This window comes from Pampinifervens navoyensis, assembly GCF_046159715.1.
In the GTDB taxonomy this organism is placed as follows: Bacteria; Aquificota; Aquificia; order Aquificales; family Aquificaceae; genus Pampinifervens.
This window is the reverse complement of record NZ_JBJXCT010000002.1, coordinates 174772-198425: the sequence shown is the minus strand read 5'-3', so window position 1 is coordinate 198425 and position 23654 is coordinate 174772. Positions and strand designations below refer to the sequence as shown.

Sequence of the window (23654 nt, the reverse complement as noted above, 5' to 3'; positions counted from 1 at the left end):
TATATTATTATACCCAATCCCCCAGCAACCCCATGGCTCACCTCCTCCCTCACCCCCCATCCCGGGGGGTGAAAAATATGCTAAGATATTAAATCATGCTTCTTCTGAAAAGTCTCAGAGGTGAAAAAATCCCGCGCTTTCCTGTCTGGCTAATGCGTCAGGCGGGCCGGTATATGCCCCAGTATAGAGAACTCAGGGAAAGGGAAAGAGACTTTCTCAGCTTCTGCAAAAAGGTGGAGCTGGCGAGCAGAGCGAGCCTTCTACCGTTGGAGCTTCTTGGGGTAGATGCAGTCATAATCTTTTCGGACATACTTGTGCCTCTTGAGCCCATGGGCGTAAAGGTGGAGTTTCTTGAAGGTGAGGGTCCAAGGCTTGAGTGGGATGGAAGGGTGGAAGGCCTGAAGAGAATAAGTTTTTCTCATGTGGAGTTTGTGGGGGAGATAATAAAAGCTGTCAAGGCTCAGGTAAGGGATGTGCCGGTCATAGGCTTCAGTGGTGCCCCCTTCACACTCATGGCATACATGGTGGAGGGTGGTTCAAACAGAGACTTCAGAAGGGCAAAGCTCTTTATGTGGCGTTCAGAGGAGTATAAGAAGCTAATGCCCTTACTGGTTGAAAACCTCCTTGAATACTTGCTGGGTCAGGTCAGGGCTGGTGCAGATATTCTGCAGGTCTTTGACAGCTGGGCTATGCACCTTGCCTTTGAGGACTTTGAGGATTATGCACAGAACTATCTGAAGCCCCTTTTTGAGGGCCTGAAAAAGCAGACGGATGCACCTGTCATATACTTTTTCAGAGGCTCTGGCTCCTTTCTAAAAGCCCTTGAAAGCCTGCCTGTGGATGCCCTTTCCGTGGACTGGACGGTGGACATGCCCTCTGCCATGAAAAACAGCTCAAAAGCCTTTCAGGGAAACCTTGACCCCGCAGTGCTTTACTGCCATGAGGAAACCATAGAAAAAAGAGCCCTTGAGCTTCTGAGGTGCATTCCGAGAAAGACACGCTATGTTTTTAACCTGGGTCATGGGCTCATGCCCGACATGGAACTTGGTAAGGTAAAGCTTCTGGTGGATACCGTAAAGAGCTACAGCCTTTCATGATAAGAGAGGGAAGGGTATTCTTAGACCTTGAGCTTCCAGAGGTCATATCCTCAGAGATGGGCGTTTTCTACAACCCCCACATGAGGGAAAACAGGGACATAAGCCTTCTTATGCTTCTTTGCCTTCCACAGGAAGAACTCCTTGTCTGCGACCCCATGGGTGCAAGCGGTGTCAGGCTCATGAGATTTCTGCTGGAAACTGACAGAGTAAAGAAAGCCGTATACAACGACATAAGCCAGGAAGCGGTTAACTTCTTCAAAGGGATGCTCCAGAGGCACGCCATACCAGAAGAGCAGGTGGAGGTCCATCAGGAAGATGCCTGTCTTCTTCTGAGAAGGCTCAGGAACTGCCATTATGTGGATATTGACCCCTTTGGTTCCCCAGTGCCCTTTCTGGAAAGTGGTATACTTCCCGTTGCAAGGCATGGGATGCTTGCGGTGACTGCCACGGACACCTCCGTGCTTTCTGGAACCTATCCTGAGACATGTATGAGAAGATACGGTTCAAGACCGCTTCTTTCCGCAGAGTTCTACCACGAGGTGGGCGTGCGTATCCTGATAAAGAAGGTGCTGGAAGAGGGGGCAAAGATGGACTACGCCCTGAGACCTGTATTTTCTTATTCCTACAGGCACTACTTCAGGATATTCTTTATCAAGGACATAGGACCAAGAAGGACAGACAGTCTTTTCAGGAAAATAGGCTTTCTTCTATACTGCCCGAAGTGCCTCTACAGGGATGGGGCTGGGCTGGATAGTATAGGGCACCAGTGTCCCCACTGTGGGGGTTCGCTTCTCCTTGCCGGGCCACTGTGGCTTGGAGAGCTTTGGGACAGGGAGCTGGTGCACAGGCTATGGGAGATAAGGGGCAGGGTTGACATATCAGACAGCACAAACAGACTTTTAGACAGAATCAGAAGGGAGTGTGAGTGTGATACTCTTGGCTTTTACACCATATCCTCTCTCTGCAGAGCCTTTCGCATAGGTCAGTCTCCATCCATAGAGAGGTTTCTGGAAGTCTTTAAAGGAGTAAGGACTCATTTTACTCCAGAGGGCTTTAGAACAAGACTGAGCCACAGGGAGGTCCTTGAAAGAGTAAATGAGCTACTACAGAGAGCTTAAGGATTTCATACTCCAGCTGAAAGGAGGTGGGCACTTCCTGTCGCCCAGGGACGTCTGGTTTCTTAAGTTTCTTGAGGAGGAGGGCTATCCGCTTGAAGTGATAAGGGAAGGGATAAAGAAATTTTTTCTTTTCCATCCTCCAGAAAAAAGGTCAAAGTTGCCCCTTTTCATGAGCTTTAGAGAGATACAGAAGCTCAGAAGGCTTCATATGGGGAAAGCCTCGGGGAATGAAGACTGGAGGGAAAGGTTTCTGAGAAAGGTCAGGCTTGCAGAGGAGATTCTTAAGAGAGAGTTAAATGTGCATGTGCCTGAGGACTTGAAGGAGGCTGAAGACACACTGCAGAGACTTGAGGGTGAGATGGCGAAGAAAATCTGGGAAGGTCTCAGCAGGGAGGAGAAGGCAAGTATCCTGAGAAGGTTTTCTTCCTTCAAGGGGGACGAGGAGCTCTTCAAGTCCATGGTTAAAAGGGAACTTTTTAGAAGGAAAGGTTTAAAGGGTTTATCTCTCTTTGTGGACTGATTCTGCCATAGCAACCGCCTTCATGAGAGCCTTTGCCTTGTTAACCGTTTCCCACCATTCCTTCTCAGGGTCAGAGTCTGCCACTATTCCGGCACCTGCCTGAAGAAAGAGCTCATCTTCCAACAATAGGGCTGTTCTTATGGCTATAGCCATGTCCATGTTGCCCTCAAAGGATATATAACCCACCGCACCTGCGTATATGCCCCTCCTTTCCTTTTCAAGCTCCTCTATTATCTGCATGGCTCTTACCTTTGGAGCTCCGGAAACCGTGCCCGCAGGGAATAGAGCCTTCAGCACGTCCACTGCAGAAAGCCCCTCCTTCAGTTCACCCACCACATCACTCACTATATGCATCACATGCGAATACCTTTCAACCCTCATAAAACCCTCCACTCTCACGCTTCCGGGTTTGCTCACGCGCCCCACATCATTTCTGGCAAGGTCAACAAGCATGAGGTGCTCAGCCCTTTCCTTCTCATCATTTAGCAGGTCCCTCTCCAGAGCCATATCCTCCTCAGGGGTATTCCCTCTCTTCCTTGTGCCTGCTATGGGTCTTGTTTCTATCCTTTTCCCTTCAAGTCTGACCAGCACTTCTGGAGAAGAGCCTATGACCTTCAGGTCTCCAAGGTCCATGTAATACATGTAGGGCGATGGGTTTAGGTATCTCAGGGACCTGTATATGCTCTCAGCCTCACCATAGAAACTTTTTCTGAACCTCTGAGAGAGCACTACCTGAACCACATCCCCCTGAGATATATACTCCTTCGCCCTTTCCACCATTGTCATAAACTCTTCCTTGCTGTATGCTGAACGCCACTCTTCGAGCCTCACATCCTCCTGTGAGAAGTGCAAAGGATAGACACAGCTTTCAAATATCCTGCCCCTCAGGTCTTCTACGAGACTTCTGGCTCTCTCATACTCTCTTTGTATGCCTCTTTCTGTGAGCATGGGCACGATTATTTTTATGCTCCCGCTCAGGTTGTCATGGACCACCAGCGCATCGCTCAGCACAAAGAGGAGGTCAAAGACCTCAAGGGGGTCTGGTTTTTTATCTTCCACAGGCTCATAACGCTTTACCACATCATAGCCCACATAGCCCACATAACCACCCCAGAACCTGGGAAGGGAAGGGTCATGGTAAGGTCTGAGCGCTTTCAGCATTTCATCCAGTGGTCTGAGAGGGTCCCCTTCCTGAAGAAGGCTTACCTTTCCACCCCTGTAAAGGTAGGCTATGCCCCTCTTCCATGCATACTGAAAGCTTGAGGCAAGAATTACAAAGGAGTATCTTCCCCACTTTATCCCTCCCTCAGCGCTTTCAAGAAGCAGGCTGTATTTCCAGCCTTCCCTCAGTTTAAGATAGAGAGAAAGAGGCGTTTCAGTATCCGCCATAAACTCCGCGAAGAGAGGAATTACATTGTAATCCTTAGACAGCTCTTCTACCTGCTCCCGGCTGAGGTTCAGATACATGCCTATATATGGTAGCATAATAATTAGAGGAGGTGGCACATGGTTACAAAGACCTATCAGGAAGGCAAGGACATATGCGTGGTTAGCTTTTATGTGAAGAGGGATGATGCTCAGAGGGTGGAGCTGGTTGGTGAATGGAACAACTGGAAGCCTGAACCAATGAAGAGGAAAAAGGACGGCACCTTCTGGATAAGCAAGAGGCTGAAAACTGGAAGGAGCTACAGGTTCAAATACCTTATTGATGGACAGCACTGGGAGAATGAGCTGTCTGCAGACCAGCAGGTGCCCAACCCCTTTGGCACCACAGACAGCCTCCTAATTATCTGAGAATGTCTTTCTGCACCTCTTCTGGGGTCGGGAGGGTTTCCATCCTCTTGACCCTGCTGGCGTAATACATTACAGGTATCAGGACAAGGGTGAGAGTTGTGGAGCCTATGGTTCCAAATATAAGGGATATGGCAAGGCCGTTGAAGATAGGGTCAAAGATTATGACAAAGGCGCCCACTATGACTGCCACCGCAGTGAGCAGTATAGGTCTTGTCCTTATGACGCCCGCTTCCACCACGGCAAGATGGGGAGGAACTCCATCCTTGATTCTTTCCTCTGCAAAGTCTACAAGCAGTATAGAGTTTCTCACTATTATGCCCGCAAGGGCAATAAAGCCTATCATGGAAGTAGCGGTAAAGAAGGCGTTCATTATAAGATGTCCTGGTATTATACCCACGAGGGTAAGAGGTATGGGTGCCATTATTATGCCTGGGATTCTGAAGTCCTTAAACCAACCAAGGATAAGCACATACATTACAAAGAGGGCAACTCCAAAGGCAAGCCCCAGGTCTCTGAAGACCTCAAGGGTAATGTGCATCTCACCGTCCCACTTCACATAAAGGCCATCCTCCAGAAGGGGCAGGGACATCCAGAGCTCTTTAACACCTCCATAAGGGTTGGGCAGGCTATTTATCTGCGACCTCACATCAAGAATACCGTAGAAGGGCGCTTCCTCTCTTCCTGCTACATCGCCTATTACATACACCACGCGCCTGAGGTTTTTGCGGTAGATGGTAGGCGGTGCGGTGTCCTCTTTTAGCTCAACGAGCTCTGAAAGGGGCACTCTTTTACCATCCCTTGTGGTTACCTGAAGCATATGGAGCATGTCAAGGGTTCTGTATTTTTCGTCAAACCTCACTATTATGGGTGTGTGCTCTGTGTCCGTATTCTGCATTATGCCTGCCTGATAACCCCCAAGCAATGCCTGGACTGTGTGGACAATCTCCTGCTTTGAAAAACCTGCCAGCTTTGCCTTGTCTTCCTTTACTGCCAGTCTCAAGAGAGGTGCAGGGTCCTCCAGGTATATACCCTCATCTGTTATGCTCTTACTCTCCCTGAAAACTTTTAGCACCTCTCTGGCAAACTCCTGCTGAAGCCTGAGGTCTGGACCATACACCTCCGCCACTATAGGTGACAGGACTGGTGGCCCCGGTGGAACTTCCACTACTGCCACATACTTTGCTCCGTATTTCCTCCCTATCTCGTGAACCGCAGGTCTTATCCTCTTGGCAAAGTCATGAGATTGCTCCTGGCGCTTGTCCTTGTTTATAAGGTTTACCTGAATGTCTGCAAGGTTTGAGCCCTGACGCAGGTAGTAGTGTCTTACCAATCCATTGAAGTTAAAGGGTGAAGATGTTCCCACGTATATCTGATAATCGGTTACTATGGACTGCCTTGATATGTAGTCGCCTATGGCTCTTGTGGCCTCAAGGGTTTTCTCAAGAGGGGTTCCCTCGGGCATGTCTATAACTACCTGAAGCTCGCTCTTGTTATCGTAGGGTAGCATCTTGACAACCACTACCTTTGTGAGAAGAAGCCCCACAGACAGACCCATCAGGGCAAGAGTGAAGCCATAAAAGGCGTATCTTTTTGCTCTGCTTGTCAGGAGTGGGACCATAAGACGGGAATATATTTTCCAGAAGGCTGTTTCTCTTATGTTCACTTCATGCTTTTCATGCTCCTGGTCAAACTTTTTCCTCAGGAGCAGATAGCTCGCCCAGGGGGTTATGATAAAGGCAACCAGCAGTGAGAAAAACATGGCAACAGAAGCATTTATGGGTATGGGCCTCATGTAGGGACCCATAAGACCTGTCACAAAAGCCATGGGCATGAGGGCTGCTATGACGGTGAAGGTGGCAAGGATTGTGGGATTTCCCACCTCGTCTGTTGCCCTGACTATTGCCTCCCTGGGCGTCTTTGCCAGCTTGAGCTCAAACCACCTGTGCACATTCTCCACCACCACTATGGCGTCGTCCACGAGAATTCCTATGGCAAATATGAGGGCAAAGAGGGTAACCCTGTTCAGAGTAAAGCCAAAAACCTGACTGAGAAAGAGAGCTATGGCAAGGGTGACGGGCACCGCAATGCCTACTACTATGGCCTCTTTAAAGCCAAGGGCTACTGCAATCAGGAGTATGACGGAAAAAGTGGCTATTATTAGCTTCTTTATGAGGGTGTCTGCCTTTTCCTTCGCCGTCTCTCCGTAGTTTCTTGTTATGGTAACCTCAAGGTCTTTTGGTATTATCTTCCCTTTGAGATGGTCAACCAGCTCAAGAACCTCCTGAGCTACTTCCACCGCATTTGTTCCCACCCTCTTGGAAACAGCTATGGTAACGGCGGGGTAAAGTTCTCCAGGTTTTACACCCTGTATGCCCTTTTCCTCATGCCTTGGTCCAAAACCCATCAGGGTATAATCCCTCACCTCAGAGGGACCATCCACCACAGTGGCCACATCTTTCATATAAACTGGTTTTCCGTTGAAGACACCAACCACTATGTTTTCCACATCCTCCTTCGACCTTAGAAATTCCCCCGTTCTCACAAGATATTCCCTGCCACCCTGAACCACCTTACCGCTCAGAGACTGGGCGTTTGCAGCCTGAAGGAGGTGGGCTATATGAAGAGGGGATATACCATAGCCAGCCATTCTCTGCGGGTCAAGGATTATGCGCACCTGCCTTGGTCTTCCACCCACAAGAAAAACATCAGCCACATTCTGAACCTTCTTTATCTCGTTTTCAAGGGCTTCGGATATGCGTCTCAGGTCGTAGGGGTCGTAGTTTTTGCCCCAGAGTGTAAGGGTAAGTATGGGCACATCGTCTATGGATTTTGGCTTTACGAGGGGTGGCAGCATCACTCCCGGGGGTGCAAGGTCCATGGCAGACATCATCTTGGTGTTGAGGTCCACCAAGGCTTTTACCGGGTTCGTTCCCACATAAAATCTGGCGGTGACCACCGCCATGCCTTCCATACTTGCAGAGTAAATGTATTCAATGTCTTTGAGCTCCCAGAGCTTCTTTTCAAGGGGTGCCACAACCCTCCTTTCCACCTCCTCTGGGGTTGCACCTGGGTAGGAAATCATTATGTCTATCATGGGAACCACTATCTGTGGCTCCTCATCCTTTGGAGTGGTAATAACGGCAAAAAGACCAAGGGCAAGGGAAACCAGTATAATAACTGGAGTGAGCTTTGAGTCTATAAAGTAGTTGGCAAGCCTTCCAGCAAAGCCATACATGCTCAGCCTCCTACCCTGCAACCCTCACAGGCCTTCTCTATGCCCTGGATGACTATCCTCTCACCCTCCCTTAGACCTGACAGCACCTCCACCTTGTCTCCCCTCTTCTCACCCAGCCTGACAAACCTGAGCTCAAGGGTGTTGTCAGGCTTTACAACCCACACACCTGTAAAGTCAAAGCGTTTCACGATGGCAGCCTCTGGCACAAGAAACACTTCCACCCTTTCCGGTATAAGTATGCTGGCATACATACCGCTTCTTATACCCTGGGTATCCTCAAGCTTTACCTTAACCCTGAAGGTTCTGGTGATTGGGTCAAGGGCAGGAGATACCTCCACCACTCTGCCTCTGACTTTTTTGTTCAACCCCGATATGCTTACCTCATACTCCTGACCTGCCATGACCCTGCCTGCGAACCTTTCTGGCAGGAAGACTTCAAATAGATAGGGTGGTGATTCCAAGACAAGAAGTGGATGACCCGGCACTGCAAGGTCTCCAGCGTCAACTCCCTTCTGCACCACATAGCCGTTCACCGGCGAGGTTATACCCGCATACTTGAGATTGCTGACCACTGCCTGTTTCTGGCTCTGTGTTGCTTTTACACCCGCCCTTGCCTGTGCCACCTGAGCCTCTGCTGACTCAAACTGTGCCTTTATCTGGTCAAACTCCTGCTGCGTTATGGCACCCTCCTTTAGAAGGGCTGAATACCTTTCAAAGGTCTTTTTTACGGCCTCATAGTTTGCGGATGCTGACCTGAGTGCCTGCTCCGCCTGAGCTATCTGATGTTGCACTGCCTCCGCCTGAGCCCTTATGTCCTCCGCATCTATGCTCACAAGGAGCTGACCCATCCTTACACTGTCACCCTCCTTCACCAGAACATGCTTCACCCTTCCCATAATCCTTGTGGAAACTTCCACCCTTTTGTCCGCCACTATCTGACCTGTGTAGGGGCTAAGAACTTCAGAAAGCCTTTCCACATTGCCTGTGGTGATACCATGAACAACCTTTGCCTCCTGAGATACCTCGCCAGGTTTTTCTTTTTTTGTGAGAAACCCCCCGAGCCAGACCACCATGGCAAGGATTATAAGGACAAATACTGCATACTTTATCCAGCCCTTCATTTTTTCACCTCCTCTACGGAGCCTGCGTTATAGAGGATATCCATGTAAGCCTTGTGGCAGGCGTTTATTGCCTGAACCTTCTCCAGTCTTGCCCTGTCAAGCTCTGTCTGGGCATCAAGTATATCCACCATCCTGGCAAGTCCATTTCTGTATCGGACCTCCATGACCCTGAGAACCTCCTGACTTGCCCTTATCCTGTCTTCAGCGGACCTGAGCATATCCAGAGCGTTCTCATACTCGGCGTAAGACTTCTCAAGGTCAAAAACCGCAGAATCCCTCAGGAGCTTTAACTTCTCCTGAAGGCTTGCCTTTCTTTCAAGGTTTGCCTGAGCCTTTCTGAATGTGGTCAGTCCAGTGTCAAAGGTCCAGGAGATGCCTATTCCCGCAAGGTAGCCTTTTCCGTCAGCACCAAAAGGATATTCCTTAGAGTTTAGAAAATACTGGGCAAAGGCGTAAACCTGAGGAAGGTTGTCTGAAAGAGTGAGCCTGTAGGCTTCTTCCAGTGCCTTTAGCCTCTCCTCAAGGGCTCTTATATCCTTCCTGCCCAGAACTCTTTCTTTTAGAGCCTGGAGGTTTACCGCAGGGCAAGCGCTTTCATCCTGAACATCAAAGTCTCCAAGCTTTAAACCTATTGCTACTTCAAGCCCCTTCTTTGCAACCTGATAGCCCCTTATGGCCTTATCTAAGTTTTCCTCCGCCTTGGAGAGATACACCTTTGCCCTGAGCACATCAGAAAGCAGAGCTATGCCAACGCTGTGCATCTGCTCTGCAAGTCTGAGATGCTCTCTTGCATCCTCAACTGCCTGTCTGGCCACTTTTATAGCTTCCTTTGCAAGAACTGCCTCCATGTATGCATGGTATACCTGCCTTATAACCTCCTCCTCCCTTCTTCCAGCTTCAAAACCCACCGCTCTGTATTCATACTCCGCCATTTTCTGTGCAGACTGAATTTTACCACCCAGCCATATGGGCACCTCAAGGGTAAGCTTTGTCTCAAAGTTGTCTATGGATGAGGGGTTGTTTAACCTCCCTGGGTCAAAGTCTTGCTGTGTTATTCTTTCCTGATTGAGCCGGCTCATGAAGGCGTAGGCGGGCATGTCTGTTCTTGTGAAGGTTTCTTCCAGTTTAACCCTGGGGAAGAGGGCACCTCTTGCAGCCTTGAGTTCAAGCTCCTGAGCTCTCAAATCCCTCTGAGCAGACTTTATCAGAGGGCTGTTCTTGAGTGCCAGGTCCACCACCTCTTTCAGGGTAATATCCCTGGCAAAAGCCAGAGTTAGCAGTGTGAGCAATAAAATCAACACTCCCATGATTATCGCAATATAATTATATCATTATATTCTAATATGTCAAGCACCACTCAACAACCTCTTTATGGTGTTTATAACATATAGCCTTATCTTAGTGGAGCTGGCATCATCAATATCAACCTCAAAAGCAAGCTTTGAACTGTAGGGTCTTTCTTCCACTATACCCACAAGCCTTGCAGTGCCAGAGACTCCAGAAAGCTCTTCTCTGCCCGTAATCTTAAAATCCAGGCTCTTGTTCATCATTTCAGGCACGAGGGAAGAATCTGTTATCACAAGGGAGAAACCACCCTCCGATATGTCAACTGGCTCGAAGGTTCGGAAGATGCCACCAATCTTGAGGAGAACCATAAAGGCATGTTCCTTCTGAACCGGAACCCTAGGCTTGCTTCTGTCTCCGAGCCTTCCCTCGCCTGCATAAAAGATGTTTACTATAATATTTTCGTTTTTACCTACAACCCTTCCTGGAAGCACAAAGTTCATGTATCCCAGATTTATCACATCTCCAGTCAGTATCAGCCTTCTGGCGAGGGGGGTAGGGTTCAGGTATACCTTTCCCTCCTGATACTTGAGCTTTTCAAGCTTCGTATGAAACAGTATGCCCCCCTCAAGGTTCTTATAAACATCAATCAGCTCTGCCATTCAAAAAGCCCTCCACCAGCCTTTCCATGTTCATGCCTCTTGAACCTTTAAAAAGTATAACAGCTTTCCCACTGACATTCCTGAGAAGCCAGTCAAGAAGTTCCTCTGGTGCTTTAAAATGGTAGCACCTTCCTCCCAGCTCTTTGCATAACTCATAGGCATGCTTCATGTGCTCTCCCAGGAACAGGCATACATCTATGCCAAGCTCCGCACATAGCCTCCCTGTTTCTCTGTGGTAGTGCTCAGAGTCCTTTCCAAGCTCCAGCATGTCGCCAAGAACTGCGATTCTTCGAGTCCTGAACAGGCTGAGACTTTTCAGAGCCATCCTGACAGAAGGTGGATTGGCGTTGTAAGTATCATCTACCAGAACTACCTTTCCTTTTCTCAGTATACGAAAGCGTCCTTCCACGGGGTGAAAATCTGCAAGATAGTGGACGAGGTCTTTCCAGTCAATGTCCAGAGTCCTGAGTATGGCGAAGGCACAAAGGGAGTTTTCTATCAGAGCCAGGCTTGGCACTGGAATAAACACATCCACTCCATAGACCCTGAAGCTAATACCTTCCTCGGAAAGGTTTATATTCTCTGCCCTGAACTCCCCCTCTCCGAATACAAGCTTTTTATGTATGGAATAACAGTGGGATACGCTGGAAGGGCATACGCCCCAGTCTTCTTCCTCCATCTGGTGGAAAACCTCCCCGTTTCCCAGCACCACGTCATCAAGACACCCAAAGGTCTCAAGATGCTCCTCCCCTATGGCGGTTATTGCCCTTATGTGGGGTCTTACCAGCTCAACAAGCCTTCTCACATCACCTTTCTGACTTGCCCCTATCTCCACAACCCAGAAATGGCAACCTTCCCCAAAGTTTGCCACCGAAAGTGGAACCCCAACCTGAGAATTGTAGTTTCTGGGAGTCCTGCAGACCTTTCCCACTTTTGAGAGCAGATAGGCGGTAAGCTCCTTTGTGGTAGTCTTGCCTGCAGACCCGGCTATGGCAATGACCTTACCTCTGAAGTTTTCCCTTCTCCAGCGAGCAAAGCTTCTGAGGGCTTCCAGCGAATTCTCCACCAGTATCTGGGGAGCTCCAGTGGGTAGCTCAAGCCTTCTTTCACAGATTACACCCACTGCGCCCCTTTTCAGCGCATCCAGAGCAAAATCATGCCCGTCGTGGGTTTTGCCCCTTATGGCTACAAAAACTTGTCCTTTCTGCACGCTTCTGCTATCTATTGAAAAGCCACTGAAGGGTAAGGGTTTTCCAGAATGTTGAGCCCTGAGAAGCTCCGCCAGCTCCAGGGTTGTCATGAGGTTATATTATAGAGCCCAAGCAGCTTCCTTTTTGTAAAGTTAAATATCCTGTCAAGGGCCTCATCATAGCTGGAGAAAGTTGAAGGATAGGACATCTGTAAATAGTCTATATCAACTCCTATTTCCTTCATGCTCCTTACCACACCAAGAACCTTCTCCTGCGGAGGTATATATGGTGCAATAACTGCAAACTCGTCACCTCCTATGCGGAATATAACAGGGCTCATTATATCTATAACATCTTCCTTCATGAGCTTGAGTATAACATCCTTTATATCATGCATTGAGCAGCACTGAAGGTTTATAGCCCAGACGAGCCTCTTCAGGGCCTCGTTTCCTGCTTCCCAGCCTCTCTGGAGATTTATATGCGTGAGGTTCTTTATATCAAACACTGTAAGGCAGAAGCTGTCCTTCTGTTCCATAAAGGCCTTCAGAGCCGGAAGAAAAAGGTCACCCCTTATGGCACCTGTCGGGTCCATGTAATGGAAGCTCCATCTTATCTTTTCTATTTCCTGATTAACATGGGAGGGGTTTATGCTCACATACCTCAGACTATACAGGGTCTTTACTGCGTAAGACACAACATCTGGGTCAAAGTGTATTGAGGCGAGTTCTTCCATCTCCTGCATAGCCTGCTCCCAGCTTTTTGCTTTCTTGTATATTCTTCTTGAGGTCATGGCTTCAAAGGAATCCGCCACCGTGTATATCCTCGCGAGCAAGGGTATCTGTTCACCTCTGAAACCAAAGGGATAGCCACTTCCGTCATACTTTTCCTGATGATAGAGTAGCACATTGAGAGCTTCCCCGGGTATTTCTGAATCTTTTACCATCTCATAACCCAGGCTCACGTGCAATTTCATTATTTCAAACTCCTCTTTTGTCAGTCTCCCTGGCTTGAGGAGTATCACGTCGGGTATTGCTATTTTACCCACGTCGTGCACCATACCGCCAATCCGAATATACTCCAGCTCTTCACCAGAAAGCCCCATACTCTCCCCTATCTTCAGAGCGTAGAACACTCCCCTGTCTGTATGCCCTCTTGTATACACATCTCTGTATTCAAGCACTGTAAGGAGTATATTTGTGATGTTTTCTTTCATTGCGAGTAAATTTAACCAGCGCTTATTCCTTAGCAACTCCAAGCCTTGAATGAATTTTCAAACCGTTGAACCAGAGAAGGCCAGACACAAACCATATCAGCACAGCCAGAATTGCTATCACTGTCATATAGCTATATCCATGCTTTAGCACATAACCCCCCCACAGACCGCCCGCAAAGGCTCCGAGAAACTGGGTTGTGTTGAAAAAGCCAAGGGAAAGTCCCCTCAGGTCTCTGTGAGTCAATTTTGTCAGCAGTGAGGGGACAAGGGCCTCAAGCAGGTTAAAGCCCATAAAGAAGAAAAGAACCATAAGCACAATGCCCAGGAAGTTTCCAAGAAGCGCAAAAGATATAAAGGAAAGCCCAAGAAGTAGCACCCCGAGCATGAACACCTCCCTGAACCTGCCTCTCTTTTCTGCCAGAATCACCATCGGCACCATGAAGGCAAGGGCAAGAAGAATGGTGGGCAGGTAAATCTCCCAGTGTCTGAGCTTGGGAAAGTGGTAGAGGTAGACCAGTTCGTAGGGCACCACGGTAAATATGACCACCATGAAGGCATGGGTCAGGGCTATGGAGAGATTGAGGAAAAGCTGGTTTTTATCGGTAAGAAGCATGGTTATATTTTTCAGCGACGGATTTATCTCCCTCTCCTTTGACCTCTGGGAAGGCTCGGGAACCCTCAGCATAAGCACCGCTGTGGCAAGAAGGCTTAGAAATGCGGTGAGAAAAAAGAGAAATGGAACTCCAAACTTTCCTGCAAGAACCGGGGCTATTGTAAGACTGAGAGCAAAAGTAAGCCCTATGGAGGCACCTATATGGGCAAAAGCTCTTGTTCTGACCTCTTCTCTGGTAAGGTCCGCAGAAAGAGCTATCATGGCAGAAGAGACTGCACCAAAGCCCTGAAGGAAACGAGCAAACACCATACTCCATATGTTTGAAACAAGACCAGCCATTAGACTGCCAAGGGCGTAGGTGAGCATACCAACCAATATTACAGGCTTTCTTCCATGTCTGTCAGAGAGATAACCAAAGGGTATCTGAAGAATAGCCTGCGCAAGACCGTATATGCCTATGGCAAGACCTATAAGCTGTGGAGTTGCTCCTTCAAGGGTCTTCAGATAGGGTGATAGAACGGGAAGGAGCAAAAACAGACCAAGCATGCGCACCATAACTGCAAAAGTTATGCTGAGAACTACCTTCCTCTCCTGGGGCGTAAAGTCTTTCAGCATGGTTAAAATTGCTTGAGAAACCTTATATCGTTCTCAAAGAACAGCTTTATGTTGTCTACACCAAAATAGAGCATGGCAAGCCTTTCAACACCCATTCCAAAGGCAAAACCCTGATATTCTTCAGGGTCAATACCACAGTTCTGAAGGACCACAGGATGAACCATACCACAGCCCATAACCTCCAGCCAGCCGCTTTCTTTACAGACTCTGCAGCCCTCACCACCGCATATGACACAGCCTATATCCACTTCTGCAGAGGGCTCTGTGAAGGGAAAGTAAGAGGCTCTGAACCTGACGGGCATGTCTATCTTGAAGAACCCCCTGAGAAAGGTCTCAATGGTGTATTTCATATGTCCAAAGTTTATGTCCCTGTCTACAGCGAGACCCTCCACCTGATGAAACATGGGCGAATGGGTAGGGTCATCATCCCTTCTGTAAACTCTCCCCGGGGCCACTATGTATATGGGAGGTTTCTGTGATAGCATGGTTCTTATCTGAACAGGAGAGGTGTGGGTGCGCAGGAGATAACCTTCCCTGTTTACATAGAAGGTGTCTTGCATCTCTCTGGCTGGATGTTCCTTTGGTATGTTGAGCATATCAAAGTTATACTCTTCAAGTTCAAGCTCTGGACCTTCCATTACAGAAAAGCCCATACTCACGAATATGTCCTTTATCCTTCTCAGAGTCTGAGTAAGTGGGTGAAGGGTGCCGATGGCAGGCTCAAGGGGCACGGAAAGGTCAAGCCATTCTTTTGAGAGCTTTCTTTCAATCTCAAAAGCCCTTAGCTCCTCCTCCTTTTTCCTGAAAAGCTCTTCTGCAAACTCCTTTAGACTGTTTACCCTCGAGCCGTATTCCTTCCTCTCTTCCGGAGACACTTCCCTTATGTGTGCTATTGCCTGAGTTATGAACCCTTTTTTTCCAAGGTATCTTGCTTTGAGCTGTGAGAGCTCATTAAGGTCTTTTACTCTGTGTATTTCCTCCTCGAGCTCTCCCTGAAGCCTCTGAAAATCTATCATGCAGTCTGTGCCAGAGCTTCTTTCGCCCTGCTTACCACTTTAGAAAAACCTTCAGGGTCTCTAACTGCCATCTCTGCAAGCATTTTCCTGTTGAGGTTTATGCCAGCCCTTGAAAGTCCGTTCATAAACTTGCCGTAGGAAAGTCCATGGGCTCTGACCGCAGCATTAATACGGGCAATCCAGAGCCTTCTGAACTGCCTCTTTCTCTGCCTTCTGTCTCTATACTGATACTGTAAAGCCCTGAAAACATACTCCTTCGCCCTTCTGTATACATTCTTACGCTGACCTCTAAAACCCTTTGCCAGCTTCAGTATCTTCTTCTTGAACTTCCTTGAAGAAGGACCCTTTGCACGCATTTCAGCCTCCTAAGGTTTCCTAACAATCTTTTAATTATAGCATAATCCTGAGCGTGGCGGTAAAAATCCCCACCTTCCTGAGGACAGGAAAGAAAAAATGCACTACCGCCACTTGGAGAAAATTTGCTTGCTTTTGATGGCACCCCTATGCTATTATAGTAATTGTTGCTGAAGAGTTTTCGGCGAAATGCCACGACGGGTTTTAGCCGCCAAATGTGGGATTGAAAGATTTAGAGTGCAAGCTCTTCTGCGTGATAAGAAGACCTCGCTAGAGGCTTTGAAAGAACCTTTTCAAAGCCCATTTCCAGTGCTATCTCCTCAAGTTTTTTGAACTCCTCGTCAGAGTAGAATTTTTTGACGGGGTAGTGTTTTGGGCTTGGTCTTAGATACTGCCCAATCACAAGAGAGGACACACCAGCGCTTTTAAGGTCCCCCATGGTTTTTATTATCTCCTCCCACCTTTCACCAAGACCAAGCATTATGCCAGACTTTACAGGAGCGACTCCGCTCTCGGAATAGAACCTGAGAACCCTGAGGCTCCTCCTGTAATCACCCTGAGGTCTCACCTCTCTAAAGATTCTCTCCACCGTTTCTATGTTATGGGAAAGTATGTGGGGCTTTGCCTTTATGATTTCCTCAAGGACTTTCTCAGAACCCTGAAAGTCTGGAGTTAGCACCTCAACCCTTAGACTGCTGTCTCTTGACTTTAGAAACTCCACGCATCTCCTGAAGTGCCCCGCACCAAAGTCTGGAAGGTCGTCCCTGTCCACGGAGGTTATCACCACGTGCCTGAGCCCAAGCTCTTTAACTGCATGGTATAACCTGACTGGTTCTGAGGGGTCTGGTGGCTGTGGTCTTCCGCTGGATACATGACAGTATTTGCAGGCTCTTGTGCATACCATGCCCATTATCAGGAAGGTAGCTGTCCCTTTGGAAAAGCACTCTCCAATGTTTGGACAGAGGGATTCCTCACAGACGGTGTTGAGAGAATACTTTTTCAGTATACACAGGGTTTTTCCAACCAGTTCCATCTGAGGTGCCTTAGCTGAGAACATATTTAAGAAGCTCCTTCTTGCCCATACCCTCTTTTGCAGAAGTGGGCACTACCTCTGCGTGGGAAAATTCCCTTATCTTTTTGAGCGTTGAACTGAGTTCTCTCTGGCTCGCTCTATCACATTTTGTCAGGGCTATTATGTGGGGAAGATTCAGGCTCTGAAGCCAGTTAAGGCTCTCAATGTCCAGCTCTGTAGGACCCACAAGGCTGTCAATGAGCAAAAGGACAAGCTTTATGTCTTCCCAGCAGGCATGAAAGTATCCCTCTATCATTCTTTTCCACTCTTCCCTTACCTTTTTTGAAACTTTTGCGAAGCCATAGCCCGGAAGGTCAGCAAGATAAAGACCGTGGTCTTCAAGGAGAAAAAGGTTTATGGCTCTTGTTCTGCCGGGCTCTTTGCTTACCCGTGCTACATCTTTCCCCACCAGCATGTTTATGAGGGATGACTTTCCCACGTTTGACCTGCCCACAAATACCACATGCATGAGGTCGTCCATGGGAAAGCCTTTCACAAAACTACCCACAAACCTAACCTTCATACTACCTTTTCCCTCTCCAGTATCTCCCTTATCTCCCCTACAAGATATAAGGACCCAAGCACCAGCAGGTCCTCTTTGAGTTCAAGAAGCTGTTCTGAGCCATCAAGAACAATGACTTCTCTAAAGCCCACTTCTCTCGCCTTCTGATAGAGGGTCAGCATTTCTTCTCCTCTGTGATGCTTTACAGGAACAAGGTAAATTCTGTCTGAAAGCTCCCTCAGATGAAAAAGCGAAAGCTCCCACTCCTTGTCCTTCAGGGCTGTAAATACAGGGGTAAGCTTTCCCATATGCCTTTTCAACTCTTTCACAACCCTTGCCACCCCGTCAGGATTATGGGCTCCGTCCAGTATTAACAGGGGGCTTTTCCTGAGGATTTCCATCCTGCCCTCCCATCTGGTAGTTTTCAGAGCGTTCCTGAGTGCATCCTCTTTCAGGTCTATCAAAAGCCCAGTAGCCCTTATGGCAAGGCTTGCGTTGTCAACCTGATACCTGCCCCAGAGACCAAGCTCTGCTTTTTCAAGCCTGATATTTCCATCCTCGTAAAAATCCATAACCGTCTTTGCACCCTCAACCCTGCCAGAGCAGAAAAAGTCAATGCCGGCCACATAAAGGTCCCTTTCATCACACAGCTCCAGAGCCTTTGTGTATAGCGGAAACCTCATACTCCCGAGCACCAGAGGCTTTCCCCTTCTGTAGATGCCCAGCTTCTCCACCGCCCTGCTTTCGCAGTCCCTTCCAAGCCACCTGGTATGGTCTCTCTGTATGTTGGTTATTACGCAGACCTCTGGCTGGCAAACTTTTGTTGCATCCCACCTGCCGCCCATGCCTACCTCAAAAACCGCAAAGTCCACCTTCTCTTCCTCAAAGTATAGGAGTGCTATAAGTGTGCAGGCTTCAAAGTAGGTGAGTTCAAACCTCTCAAAAACAGGTCTCAGCTCCCCCACATGCTCTGAGAGTCTTTCCTCGGGTATCTTCTCACCGTTTATCCTCCACCTTTCCCTCTCATCAGAGAGATGGGGAGAAACAAACCAGCCAACTTTATAGCCATGATGTCTGAGGATGCTCTGAGCAAAGGCACAGGTAGAACCTTTTCCGTTGGTCCCACCTACCTGAAGTGAAATGTAAGAGGGTTTGAAGGATAGATAGCTTACGGCCTTTTCTATCCTTTCCAAGGTTGGAACAATGTGATAATCCCTGCCACGATACAGGTCGTAGAGTTGCATAAGGATTAATTATAGCCCCCCGGAGGGGGAAGGGGTCATGACAGGACTTTTACGTTCTTTGCTCTCAAACCCTTTGTATCCTGTTCTACTTCAAACTCAACCCTCTGACCTTGCTCAAGGGTTTTGAAGCCCCTCTGCTGTATGGCGGAGAAGTGAACGAACACATCCCCCTGATTGTCATCTCGGGTTATAAAGCCATAACCCTTTTCCTTGCTGAACCATTTGACTGTGCCTGTGAGTGACATGGAACAAAAACCTCCTTAAAAATTATTACTGAGTAAGTCCAGAAAGGTAGGCGCCCTCCCTTTCTTTACCCACTCCAGGATAATCATAAACTGTCCCCTTGTCTTTGTCAAGGGGCGGGCATATAATTATTAAGGACAAGGAGGTGAAAAGATGCATTTTCCATTGCCCTGGCAGATAGTCCTTATACTTCTCGTAATACTTGTCATATTTGGTGCCTCAAAGCTGCCCGAGTTTGGCAAGGGGCTGGGTGAAGGCATAAGGAACTTCAAAAAGGCTCTTGCCGGTGAGACAGAAGAGGAGAAAAAGCCCGAAAAGAAGGAACAGGCATGATACCACAGCTATCCTTTACGGAGATTCTTCTAATACTTCTTATAGTCCTGCTCATCTTTGGAGCGGGTAGACTCCCCGAAGTTGGCAGGTCCCTGGGCGAGGGCATAAGAAACTTCAAGAAGGCTTTTTCAGGTGAGGAGGAAAAGGTGAAGGAGGTAAAGGGCGAGGAGGTCAAGGAAGGGGAAAAGTCTTAGCCTTCACCCAACTTCTCCTTTACCACCCTTCCCAGTATACCGTTTATAAACTGTGCAGATTTTTTGCCTGCATACTTCTGTGCCAGCTTCACATAGTCATAGATGGTTAGTTTTGGATTTTTCACTCCCACATGAAGAAACTCAGCAAGAGCTATCCTGAGTATGTTCCTCTCTATATAACCCACCCTGTCAATGTCCCATCTTTCTGAAAGCTCAGCTATTAGCTTGTCAATGCTTGTGGAGTTTTCCATGTATGTCTTTACAAGTTTTCTCAAGTATCTTCTCTGGTCCTGCAGGCTTATACGGTTTGCTGTTATGTATTCTTCTACAAGTCCTTCAACTGGTTCGCCCTTCATATCCCATTGATAGAGGACTAAAAAGGCATCCCTTCTTGCCTGAGGTTTGTATATCATTCAAAACTTCTCAGAAGGTTGACCATCTCTATAACAGACAGCGCTGCCTCCCAGCCCTTGTTGCCCTGCTTGGTCCCTGCCCTCTCCACTGCCTGCTCCAAGGTATCCGCAGTTATAACTCCAAAGCCCACAGGTTTTCCAGTCTCAAGGCTTACCACGGCAAGACCCTTAGCCACTTCACTGGCTATGTATTCAAAGTGTGGTGTCTGTCCCCTTATAAGAACACCCAGGGCAACAACTCCATCCAGCCCCTTTCTGTTTATGAGCTCCTTTACTGCAAGGGGAATCTCCCATGAGCCAGGAACCCTTACAAGATGTATGTTTTCCTCAGCGCCTCCGTGCCTGATTATACAATCTGTAGCACCCTCTATCAGTCTGTCCACCAAAAGATGATTAAACCTGCTGGCCACTATACCAATGCTTATACCTTCTGCCTTCAGAAGACCCTCATACTTCTGCATCGCCTATCCTCCAGTTGTCTATGAGCCTCGTGTTTCCTACCCACACTGCAAGAAGTATTCTATCACCTACGCTTGCCTCCTGCACCGGCCTTAGGTCCTGGTCAGTTATCTCTACATAATCTATACCCTTTACATGGGGATGCCTCAGTATAAACTCCCTTATGGCCTCCTTGAGCAGCTCTGCCTGCCTGTTGCCGTTTTTAAAGAGTTTTTCTGCAAGAAGGAAGGACCTGTAGAGGGAAAGGGCTGATTCTCTCTCCTGAGGGGAGAGATATGAGTTTCTTGAACTCAGAGCTAGCCCATCCTCATCCCTGACTGTTGGAACCGGAACTATCTCCACGGGCAGGCTCAGGTCTTTGACTAGCCTCTGCACAATCTTAAGCTGCTGATAGTCCTTTTCTCCAAAGTAAGCCCTGTCAGGTTGTATTATGTTAAAGAGCTTGAGGACAACGGTGCATACACCACCGAAATGACCAGGTCTGAACTTACCTTCAAGCAAGTCTGTGAGACCCTTTATCTCTATGCTTACAAGGGGTTTTTCTGGATACATGTCTTCATCAGAGGGAGCAAAGACCACATCCACGCCCTCTTCCTCACATATACTCATGTCCCTCTCTATGTCCCTGGGATATTTTTCGTAGTCCTCTCCTACACCAAACTGCAGTGGGTTCACATAGATGCTTACCACAGTAATGTCGTTATGCAATTTTGATTCTCTTATAAGCCTTCTGTGTCCATCGTGAAGATAGCCCATTGTGGGAACAAAGCCGATACTCTGCCTGCTATCACACCTGACAGACTTCAGGTAATTCCTTATTTCTCTTGGCTTTTTAAAAAGCGTTGGCATGGCTCATCATTCAGAGGGCTATAATTATAGCACATGTCCGCAAAGGGTAGTTTCCTGATTCTCAGAAGGTTCAGGGCGGGTGACGAGGACATAATGCTGAAAGCCTACGGAACCTGCGGACCTGTAAAGGTCTTTGTGCCAGGTGGACTGAAAGTAGACAGGGGGCTATTGGGCTATTTAGAAGCTTTCAACCTAATAAGCTTCGTATACAGACAATCTGGGAGTCTGATAATCTTTGATGACCTCATTGAAGTGGAGTTTATATCCTATCTATGTCTTGGGAGCTATCAGAGGTTTGTGTGGATGAACTCTATTGCCCTCTTTGTAGAAAGATGGTTTCTGCAGTATGACCCTGAACTTTTTAACATGGCACTTTTCTACATCACTCTCAATCCACAGAACCATGGCTTATTCCTTTCAAAGTTCAAGCTAGATTTTCTCAGGCGCCTTGGACTTTACAAGGAGGAGGTTTTTGAAGAAAGACTCAGGGGGCTCGTAAGAAGACTAATGGAGGAAGAAGCTTTAAAGAGACTTGAAAGATTGAAAGTGAGCCAGGAACTTCTCTCAAGACTTGAAGATGCCATAGAGGCTCATCTTTCTTCCTCTCTGTAAAGCTCAACTATCCGGCGTATGATATCAGAGGTGGATATGTGAAACTCAAATTCTACCCTCTCCACCCTCCCACCGTAGGAAAGCACAAAGTCTGCCCCTACTATATCCTTTATATCCCAGTCTGCACCCTTTACAAGCACATGGGGCCTTATGGCTTTTATGAGCTCCAGAGGCGTGTCTTCTTCAAATATGACCACGAAATCCACGGATTTGAGGCTGTCAAGGAGGTAAGCCCTCATGTGCTGTGGAATTACAGGTCTTTTTGGACCCTTGATTCTCCTTACAGAGGAGTCGGAGTTTAGCCCCACCACAAGTATATCACCCAGGCTCTTTGCCTTTGCAAGGTAATTGGCATGCCCTGCATGAAGCAGGTCAAAACAGCCATTTGTAAAAACTATACTTTTTCTGTCTCTTACAGGTTCAAGAAGTTTTATGAGTTCCTCAAGACTAAGAACCATATCTTCTGAGCATTATAGCTGTGGAGTATATTCTCTCGTATTCTCTGGCGCTTTTTTCCCAGGAGAAATCCTTCTTCATACACCTTTTTATTATTTCATGCCATTCCTTTGAGTGGTCGCACATGTGCATGTCGTAGTATACCCTTGCCTTGAGAAGGGCATGCATGAGTTCTCTACTTGAGAATTCTTCAAAGGAAAAGCCGTTGCCCTCATGTGGGTTGTCCACAAAGTCTATCACCGTATCTCTGAGGCCGCCCGTTGACCTCACTACAGGGACTGTGCCATACCTCATGGCTATCATCTGGGATATGCCGCAGGGCTCAAAGAGAGAGGGCATGAGGAACATGTCCGCTCCGGCGAATATCTTGTGGGCAAGTTCCTCGTTGTATTCGATTCTGACCCTGACGCTATCCGGATGTTTCTTCATGAACTCTATGAGCATATCCTGATACTTTTCCTCCCCCGAGCCAAGGAAAACAAAGTCAAAACCCTCTCGGACTGCCTCGCAGAGTATTCCCTGAACAAGGTCAAGACCCTTCTGTGCTGTGAGCCTTGAAACCATTCCCACAAGGGGTCTTTCGTTTGGCGTCTTGAGCCCAAAGGTTTCCTTCAGATGTTTTTTGTTGCCAGCCTTGCCCCTGGGAAAGTTTTTTACGCCGTAATGGTGTTTTATCAGCCTGTCAGATTCAGGGTTCCACACATCGTAGTCTATGCCGTTCAATATACCAAAAAAGTATTTTTTTTCCCTTATAAGACCCTCAAGACCGTAGGCGTGGTGTCTTAGCTCCTCAGCATAGGAGGGGCTCACGGTGGTCAGAACATCACAAAAAGCTATCCCCGCCTTGAGGAAGTTTATTTTTCCATAAAACTCTATACCGTTAAAGGGATGGTAAACATCCCATGGGAGGTTGAGAAGTGGGATAAAGTGGTGGTCGTATATGCCCTGATGAAGGGCGTTGTGTATGGTGAATATGGTGGGAACATGATGAAGCTCTGAATAGTGTATCTTTTTGTAGAGGGGTAGAAGCCCCGTATGCCAGTCGTGCAGGTGAATCACATCGGGTTTAATCTGCAGGCTCTTTATCACCTCAAGGCTGGCCAGAGACAGAAAGCCGAACCTGAGGGGATTGTCTTCGTATTCTCCCTTAGGGGTCGCGTATATATAATCCCTCTGATAATACTGAGGAGAATCCAGAAAGTAATATTTCACATGTTCCTTTATATCCTCAAAGACCTTAAATTCTTGCCACTGGTTGCCGAAGAAGACTTTTCCGCCAGATACAGCCCTCATGTCTCCCCTTATCTTTGAGTATCTGGGCATTATCACATAAAGGGAGTGTCCAAGTCTTATAAGGGCTTTTGCAAGAGAATGAACCACATCCCCAAGCCCACCCGCCTTTATGTAGGCGGCGCTTTCTGAGGCAACGAACACTATTTTCATAG

At 47.8% G+C, this 23654-nt stretch carries 26 protein-coding genes; 7 read left to right on the top strand and 19 right to left on the bottom strand.

The window, feature by feature from the left end:
• Positions 1-95: 95 nt before the first annotated feature.
• The 3 genes from hemE to ACKRDP_RS02670 are packed head-to-tail and all read left to right on the top strand — an operon-like array spanning position 96 to position 2735.
• Positions 96-1097 (top strand): uroporphyrinogen decarboxylase, encoded by a 1002-nt coding sequence (gene hemE / locus ACKRDP_RS02680; RefSeq protein ID WP_409153207.1) that lies wholly within the window; start codon positions 96-98, stop codon positions 1095-1097.
• On the top strand, positions 1094-2215 hold the full coding sequence (locus tag ACKRDP_RS02675; protein WP_409153206.1) for a tRNA (guanine(26)-N(2))-dimethyltransferase: 1122 nt from the start codon (positions 1094-1096) through the stop codon (positions 2213-2215). Before hemE ends, ACKRDP_RS02675 begins: the two co-directional genes overlap by 4 nt.
• The gene (locus ACKRDP_RS02670) at positions 2193-2735 is read left to right on the top strand and encodes a hypothetical protein (RefSeq protein ID WP_409153205.1); all 543 of its coding nucleotides are present in this window, start codon (positions 2193-2195) and stop codon (positions 2733-2735) included. Before ACKRDP_RS02675 ends, ACKRDP_RS02670 begins: the two co-directional genes overlap by 23 nt.
• Here the strand turns inward: ACKRDP_RS02670 and trpE are convergent.
• Complete coding sequence (gene trpE / locus ACKRDP_RS02665; RefSeq protein ID WP_409153204.1) at positions 2715-4220, bottom strand: anthranilate synthase component I; 1506 nt, start codon at positions 4218-4220, stop codon at positions 2715-2717. The genes ACKRDP_RS02670 and trpE overlap by 21 nt on opposite strands.
• Before the next feature lie 21 nt (positions 4221-4241).
• Here trpE and ACKRDP_RS02660 point away from each other — a divergent pair, with 21 nt between their 5' ends.
• Complete coding sequence (locus ACKRDP_RS02660) at positions 4242-4529, top strand: isoamylase early set domain-containing protein (RefSeq protein ID WP_409153203.1); 288 nt, start codon at positions 4242-4244, stop codon at positions 4527-4529.
• Here ACKRDP_RS02660 and ACKRDP_RS02655 read toward each other — a convergent pair.
• The 13 genes from ACKRDP_RS02655 to ACKRDP_RS02595 form a co-directional block, all read right to left on the bottom strand.
• Positions 4522-7764, bottom strand: coding sequence for an efflux RND transporter permease subunit (locus ACKRDP_RS02655; RefSeq protein WP_409153202.1), 3243 nt, complete (start codon positions 7762-7764; stop codon positions 4522-4524). The genes ACKRDP_RS02660 and ACKRDP_RS02655 overlap by 8 nt on opposite strands.
• A 2-nt stretch (positions 7765-7766) precedes the next feature.
• Positions 7767-8885: an efflux RND transporter periplasmic adaptor subunit gene (locus tag ACKRDP_RS02650; RefSeq protein ID WP_409153201.1), complete on the bottom strand. Its 1119-nt coding sequence runs from the start codon at positions 8883-8885 to the stop codon at positions 7767-7769.
• Positions 8882-10192, bottom strand: a complete 1311-nt coding sequence (locus ACKRDP_RS02645) for a TolC family protein (protein WP_409153200.1) — start codon at positions 10190-10192, stop codon at positions 8882-8884. Before ACKRDP_RS02645 ends, ACKRDP_RS02650 begins: the two co-directional genes overlap by 4 nt.
• A gap of 39 nt (positions 10193-10231) precedes the next feature.
• Positions 10232-10831, bottom strand: a complete 600-nt coding sequence (locus ACKRDP_RS02640; RefSeq protein WP_409153199.1) for a DUF8089 domain-containing protein — start codon at positions 10829-10831, stop codon at positions 10232-10234.
• Complete coding sequence (locus tag ACKRDP_RS02635) at positions 10815-12131, bottom strand: UDP-N-acetylmuramoyl-tripeptide--D-alanyl-D-alanine ligase (protein WP_409153198.1); 1317 nt, start codon at positions 12129-12131, stop codon at positions 10815-10817. The genes ACKRDP_RS02640 and ACKRDP_RS02635 overlap by 17 nt, the downstream gene beginning before the upstream one ends.
• Positions 12128-13234, bottom strand: coding sequence for an HD domain-containing phosphohydrolase (locus tag ACKRDP_RS02630; RefSeq protein ID WP_409153197.1), 1107 nt, complete (start codon positions 13232-13234; stop codon positions 12128-12130). The genes ACKRDP_RS02635 and ACKRDP_RS02630 overlap by 4 nt, the downstream gene beginning before the upstream one ends.
• A 22-nt stretch (positions 13235-13256) precedes the next feature.
• The gene (locus ACKRDP_RS02625) at positions 13257-14462 is read right to left on the bottom strand and encodes an MFS transporter (RefSeq protein ID WP_409153196.1); all 1206 of its coding nucleotides are present in this window, start codon (positions 14460-14462) and stop codon (positions 13257-13259) included.
• A gap of 2 nt (positions 14463-14464) precedes the next feature.
• Positions 14465-15478 (bottom strand): phenylalanine--tRNA ligase subunit alpha, encoded by a 1014-nt coding sequence (locus ACKRDP_RS02620; RefSeq protein WP_409153195.1) that lies wholly within the window; start codon positions 15476-15478, stop codon positions 14465-14467.
• Positions 15475-15834 (bottom strand): 50S ribosomal protein L20, encoded by a 360-nt coding sequence (gene rplT / locus ACKRDP_RS02615; protein WP_409153194.1) that lies wholly within the window; start codon positions 15832-15834, stop codon positions 15475-15477. The genes ACKRDP_RS02620 and rplT overlap by 4 nt, the downstream gene beginning before the upstream one ends.
• A gap of 230 nt (positions 15835-16064) precedes the next feature.
• A complete protein-coding gene (gene lipA, locus ACKRDP_RS02610; protein WP_409153193.1) occupies positions 16065-16865 on the bottom strand; it encodes a lipoyl synthase in 801 nt (266 codons plus the stop codon).
• 10 nt (positions 16866-16875) lie between these two features.
• Positions 16876-17427: a ribosome biogenesis GTP-binding protein YihA/YsxC gene (yihA, locus tag ACKRDP_RS02605; RefSeq protein ID WP_409153192.1), complete on the bottom strand. Its 552-nt coding sequence runs from the start codon at positions 17425-17427 to the stop codon at positions 16876-16878.
• The gene (locus tag ACKRDP_RS02600) at positions 17424-18650 is read right to left on the bottom strand and encodes a bifunctional folylpolyglutamate synthase/dihydrofolate synthase (protein WP_409153191.1); all 1227 of its coding nucleotides are present in this window, start codon (positions 18648-18650) and stop codon (positions 17424-17426) included. Before ACKRDP_RS02600 ends, yihA begins: the two co-directional genes overlap by 4 nt.
• 35 nt (positions 18651-18685) lie before the next feature.
• Entirely contained in the window at positions 18686-18895 is a 210-nt protein-coding gene (locus ACKRDP_RS02595) for a cold-shock protein (RefSeq protein ID WP_409153190.1), read from the bottom strand.
• Positions 18896-19046: 151 nt separating this feature from the next.
• Between ACKRDP_RS02595 and tatA (ACKRDP_RS02590) the strand changes: the two genes are divergently transcribed.
• Positions 19047-19226, top strand: coding sequence for a twin-arginine translocase TatA/TatE family subunit (tatA, locus tag ACKRDP_RS02590; protein ID WP_409153189.1), 180 nt, complete (start codon positions 19047-19049; stop codon positions 19224-19226).
• On the top strand, positions 19223-19420 hold the full coding sequence (gene tatA / locus ACKRDP_RS02585; RefSeq protein ID WP_489685575.1) for a twin-arginine translocase TatA/TatE family subunit: 198 nt from the start codon (positions 19223-19225) through the stop codon (positions 19418-19420). The genes tatA (ACKRDP_RS02590) and tatA (ACKRDP_RS02585) overlap by 4 nt, the downstream gene beginning before the upstream one ends.
• Here the strand turns inward: tatA (ACKRDP_RS02585) and nusB are convergent.
• From nusB to panC, 3 genes are read right to left on the bottom strand one after another with little or no spacing between them, the layout of a single operon-like run.
• Entirely contained in the window at positions 19417-19833 is a 417-nt protein-coding gene (gene nusB / locus ACKRDP_RS02580; protein ID WP_409153188.1) for a transcription antitermination factor NusB, read from the bottom strand. The genes tatA (ACKRDP_RS02585) and nusB overlap by 4 nt on opposite strands.
• Positions 19830-20294, bottom strand: a complete 465-nt coding sequence (gene ribH, locus ACKRDP_RS02575) for a 6,7-dimethyl-8-ribityllumazine synthase (protein WP_409153187.1) — start codon at positions 20292-20294, stop codon at positions 19830-19832. Before ribH ends, nusB begins: the two co-directional genes overlap by 4 nt.
• Positions 20281-21141 (bottom strand): pantoate--beta-alanine ligase, encoded by an 861-nt coding sequence (gene panC, locus ACKRDP_RS02570; protein ID WP_409153186.1) that lies wholly within the window; start codon positions 21139-21141, stop codon positions 20281-20283. Before panC ends, ribH begins: the two co-directional genes overlap by 14 nt.
• A gap of 33 nt (positions 21142-21174) precedes the next feature.
• Here panC and ACKRDP_RS02565 point away from each other — a divergent pair, with 33 nt between their 5' ends.
• Positions 21175-21753, top strand: coding sequence for a hypothetical protein (locus ACKRDP_RS02565; RefSeq protein ID WP_409153185.1), 579 nt, complete (start codon positions 21175-21177; stop codon positions 21751-21753).
• Here ACKRDP_RS02565 and rfaE2 read toward each other — a convergent pair.
• On the bottom strand, positions 21732-22211 hold the full coding sequence (gene rfaE2, locus ACKRDP_RS02560; protein ID WP_409153184.1) for a D-glycero-beta-D-manno-heptose 1-phosphate adenylyltransferase: 480 nt from the start codon (positions 22209-22211) through the stop codon (positions 21732-21734). The two genes, ACKRDP_RS02565 and rfaE2, sit on opposite strands and share 22 nt — an antisense overlap.
• Positions 22201-23652: a glycogen synthase gene (locus ACKRDP_RS02555; RefSeq protein WP_409153183.1), complete on the bottom strand. Its 1452-nt coding sequence runs from the start codon at positions 23650-23652 to the stop codon at positions 22201-22203. The genes rfaE2 and ACKRDP_RS02555 overlap by 11 nt, the downstream gene beginning before the upstream one ends.
• Positions 23653-23654: the final 2 nt, after the last annotated feature.

Coding starts and splice junctions, on each gene's coding strand:
- hemE (WP_409153207.1), top strand. CDS start 96: ATGCTTCTTCTGAAAAGTCTCAGAGGTGAAAAAATCCCGCGCTTTCCT.
- ACKRDP_RS02675 (WP_409153206.1), top strand. CDS start 1,094: ATGATAAGAGAGGGAAGGGTATTCTTAGACCTTGAGCTTCCAGAGGTC.
- ACKRDP_RS02670 (WP_409153205.1), top strand. CDS start 2,193: ATGAGCTACTACAGAGAGCTTAAGGATTTCATACTCCAGCTGAAAGGA.
- trpE (WP_409153204.1), bottom strand. CDS start 4,220: ATGCTACCATATATAGGCATGTATCTGAACCTCAGCCGGGAGCAGGTA.
- ACKRDP_RS02660 (WP_409153203.1), top strand. CDS start 4,242: ATGGTTACAAAGACCTATCAGGAAGGCAAGGACATATGCGTGGTTAGC.
- ACKRDP_RS02655 (WP_409153202.1), bottom strand. CDS start 7,764: ATGTATGGCTTTGCTGGAAGGCTTGCCAACTACTTTATAGACTCAAAG.
- ACKRDP_RS02650 (WP_409153201.1), bottom strand. CDS start 8,885: ATGAAGGGCTGGATAAAGTATGCAGTATTTGTCCTTATAATCCTTGCC.
- ACKRDP_RS02645 (WP_409153200.1), bottom strand. CDS start 10,192: ATGGGAGTGTTGATTTTATTGCTCACACTGCTAACTCTGGCTTTTGCC.
- ACKRDP_RS02640 (WP_409153199.1), bottom strand. CDS start 10,831: ATGGCAGAGCTGATTGATGTTTATAAGAACCTTGAGGGGGGCATACTG.
- ACKRDP_RS02635 (WP_409153198.1), bottom strand. CDS start 12,131: ATGACAACCCTGGAGCTGGCGGAGCTTCTCAGGGCTCAACATTCTGGA.
- ACKRDP_RS02630 (WP_409153197.1), bottom strand. CDS start 13,234: ATGAAAGAAAACATCACAAATATACTCCTTACAGTGCTTGAATACAGA.
- ACKRDP_RS02625 (WP_409153196.1), bottom strand. CDS start 14,462: ATGCTGAAAGACTTTACGCCCCAGGAGAGGAAGGTAGTTCTCAGCATA.
- ACKRDP_RS02620 (WP_409153195.1), bottom strand. CDS start 15,478: ATGATAGATTTTCAGAGGCTTCAGGGAGAGCTCGAGGAGGAAATACAC.
- rplT (WP_409153194.1), bottom strand. CDS start 15,834: ATGCGTGCAAAGGGTCCTTCTTCAAGGAAGTTCAAGAAGAAGATACTG.
- lipA (WP_409153193.1), bottom strand. CDS start 16,865: ATGGAACTGGTTGGAAAAACCCTGTGTATACTGAAAAAGTATTCTCTC.
- yihA (WP_409153192.1), bottom strand. CDS start 17,427: ATGAAGGTTAGGTTTGTGGGTAGTTTTGTGAAAGGCTTTCCCATGGAC.
- ACKRDP_RS02600 (WP_409153191.1), bottom strand. CDS start 18,650: ATGCAACTCTACGACCTGTATCGTGGCAGGGATTATCACATTGTTCCA.
- ACKRDP_RS02595 (WP_409153190.1), bottom strand. CDS start 18,895: ATGTCACTCACAGGCACAGTCAAATGGTTCAGCAAGGAAAAGGGTTAT.
- tatA (WP_409153189.1), top strand. CDS start 19,047: ATGCATTTTCCATTGCCCTGGCAGATAGTCCTTATACTTCTCGTAATA.
- tatA (WP_489685575.1), top strand. CDS start 19,223: ATGATACCACAGCTATCCTTTACGGAGATTCTTCTAATACTTCTTATA.
- nusB (WP_409153188.1), bottom strand. CDS start 19,833: ATGATATACAAACCTCAGGCAAGAAGGGATGCCTTTTTAGTCCTCTAT.
- ribH (WP_409153187.1), bottom strand. CDS start 20,294: ATGCAGAAGTATGAGGGTCTTCTGAAGGCAGAAGGTATAAGCATTGGT.
- panC (WP_409153186.1), bottom strand. CDS start 21,141: ATGCCAACGCTTTTTAAAAAGCCAAGAGAAATAAGGAATTACCTGAAG.
- ACKRDP_RS02565 (WP_409153185.1), top strand. CDS start 21,175: ATGTCCGCAAAGGGTAGTTTCCTGATTCTCAGAAGGTTCAGGGCGGGT.
- rfaE2 (WP_409153184.1), bottom strand. CDS start 22,211: ATGGTTCTTAGTCTTGAGGAACTCATAAAACTTCTTGAACCTGTAAGA.
- ACKRDP_RS02555 (WP_409153183.1), bottom strand. CDS start 23,652: ATGAAAATAGTGTTCGTTGCCTCAGAAAGCGCCGCCTACATAAAGGCG.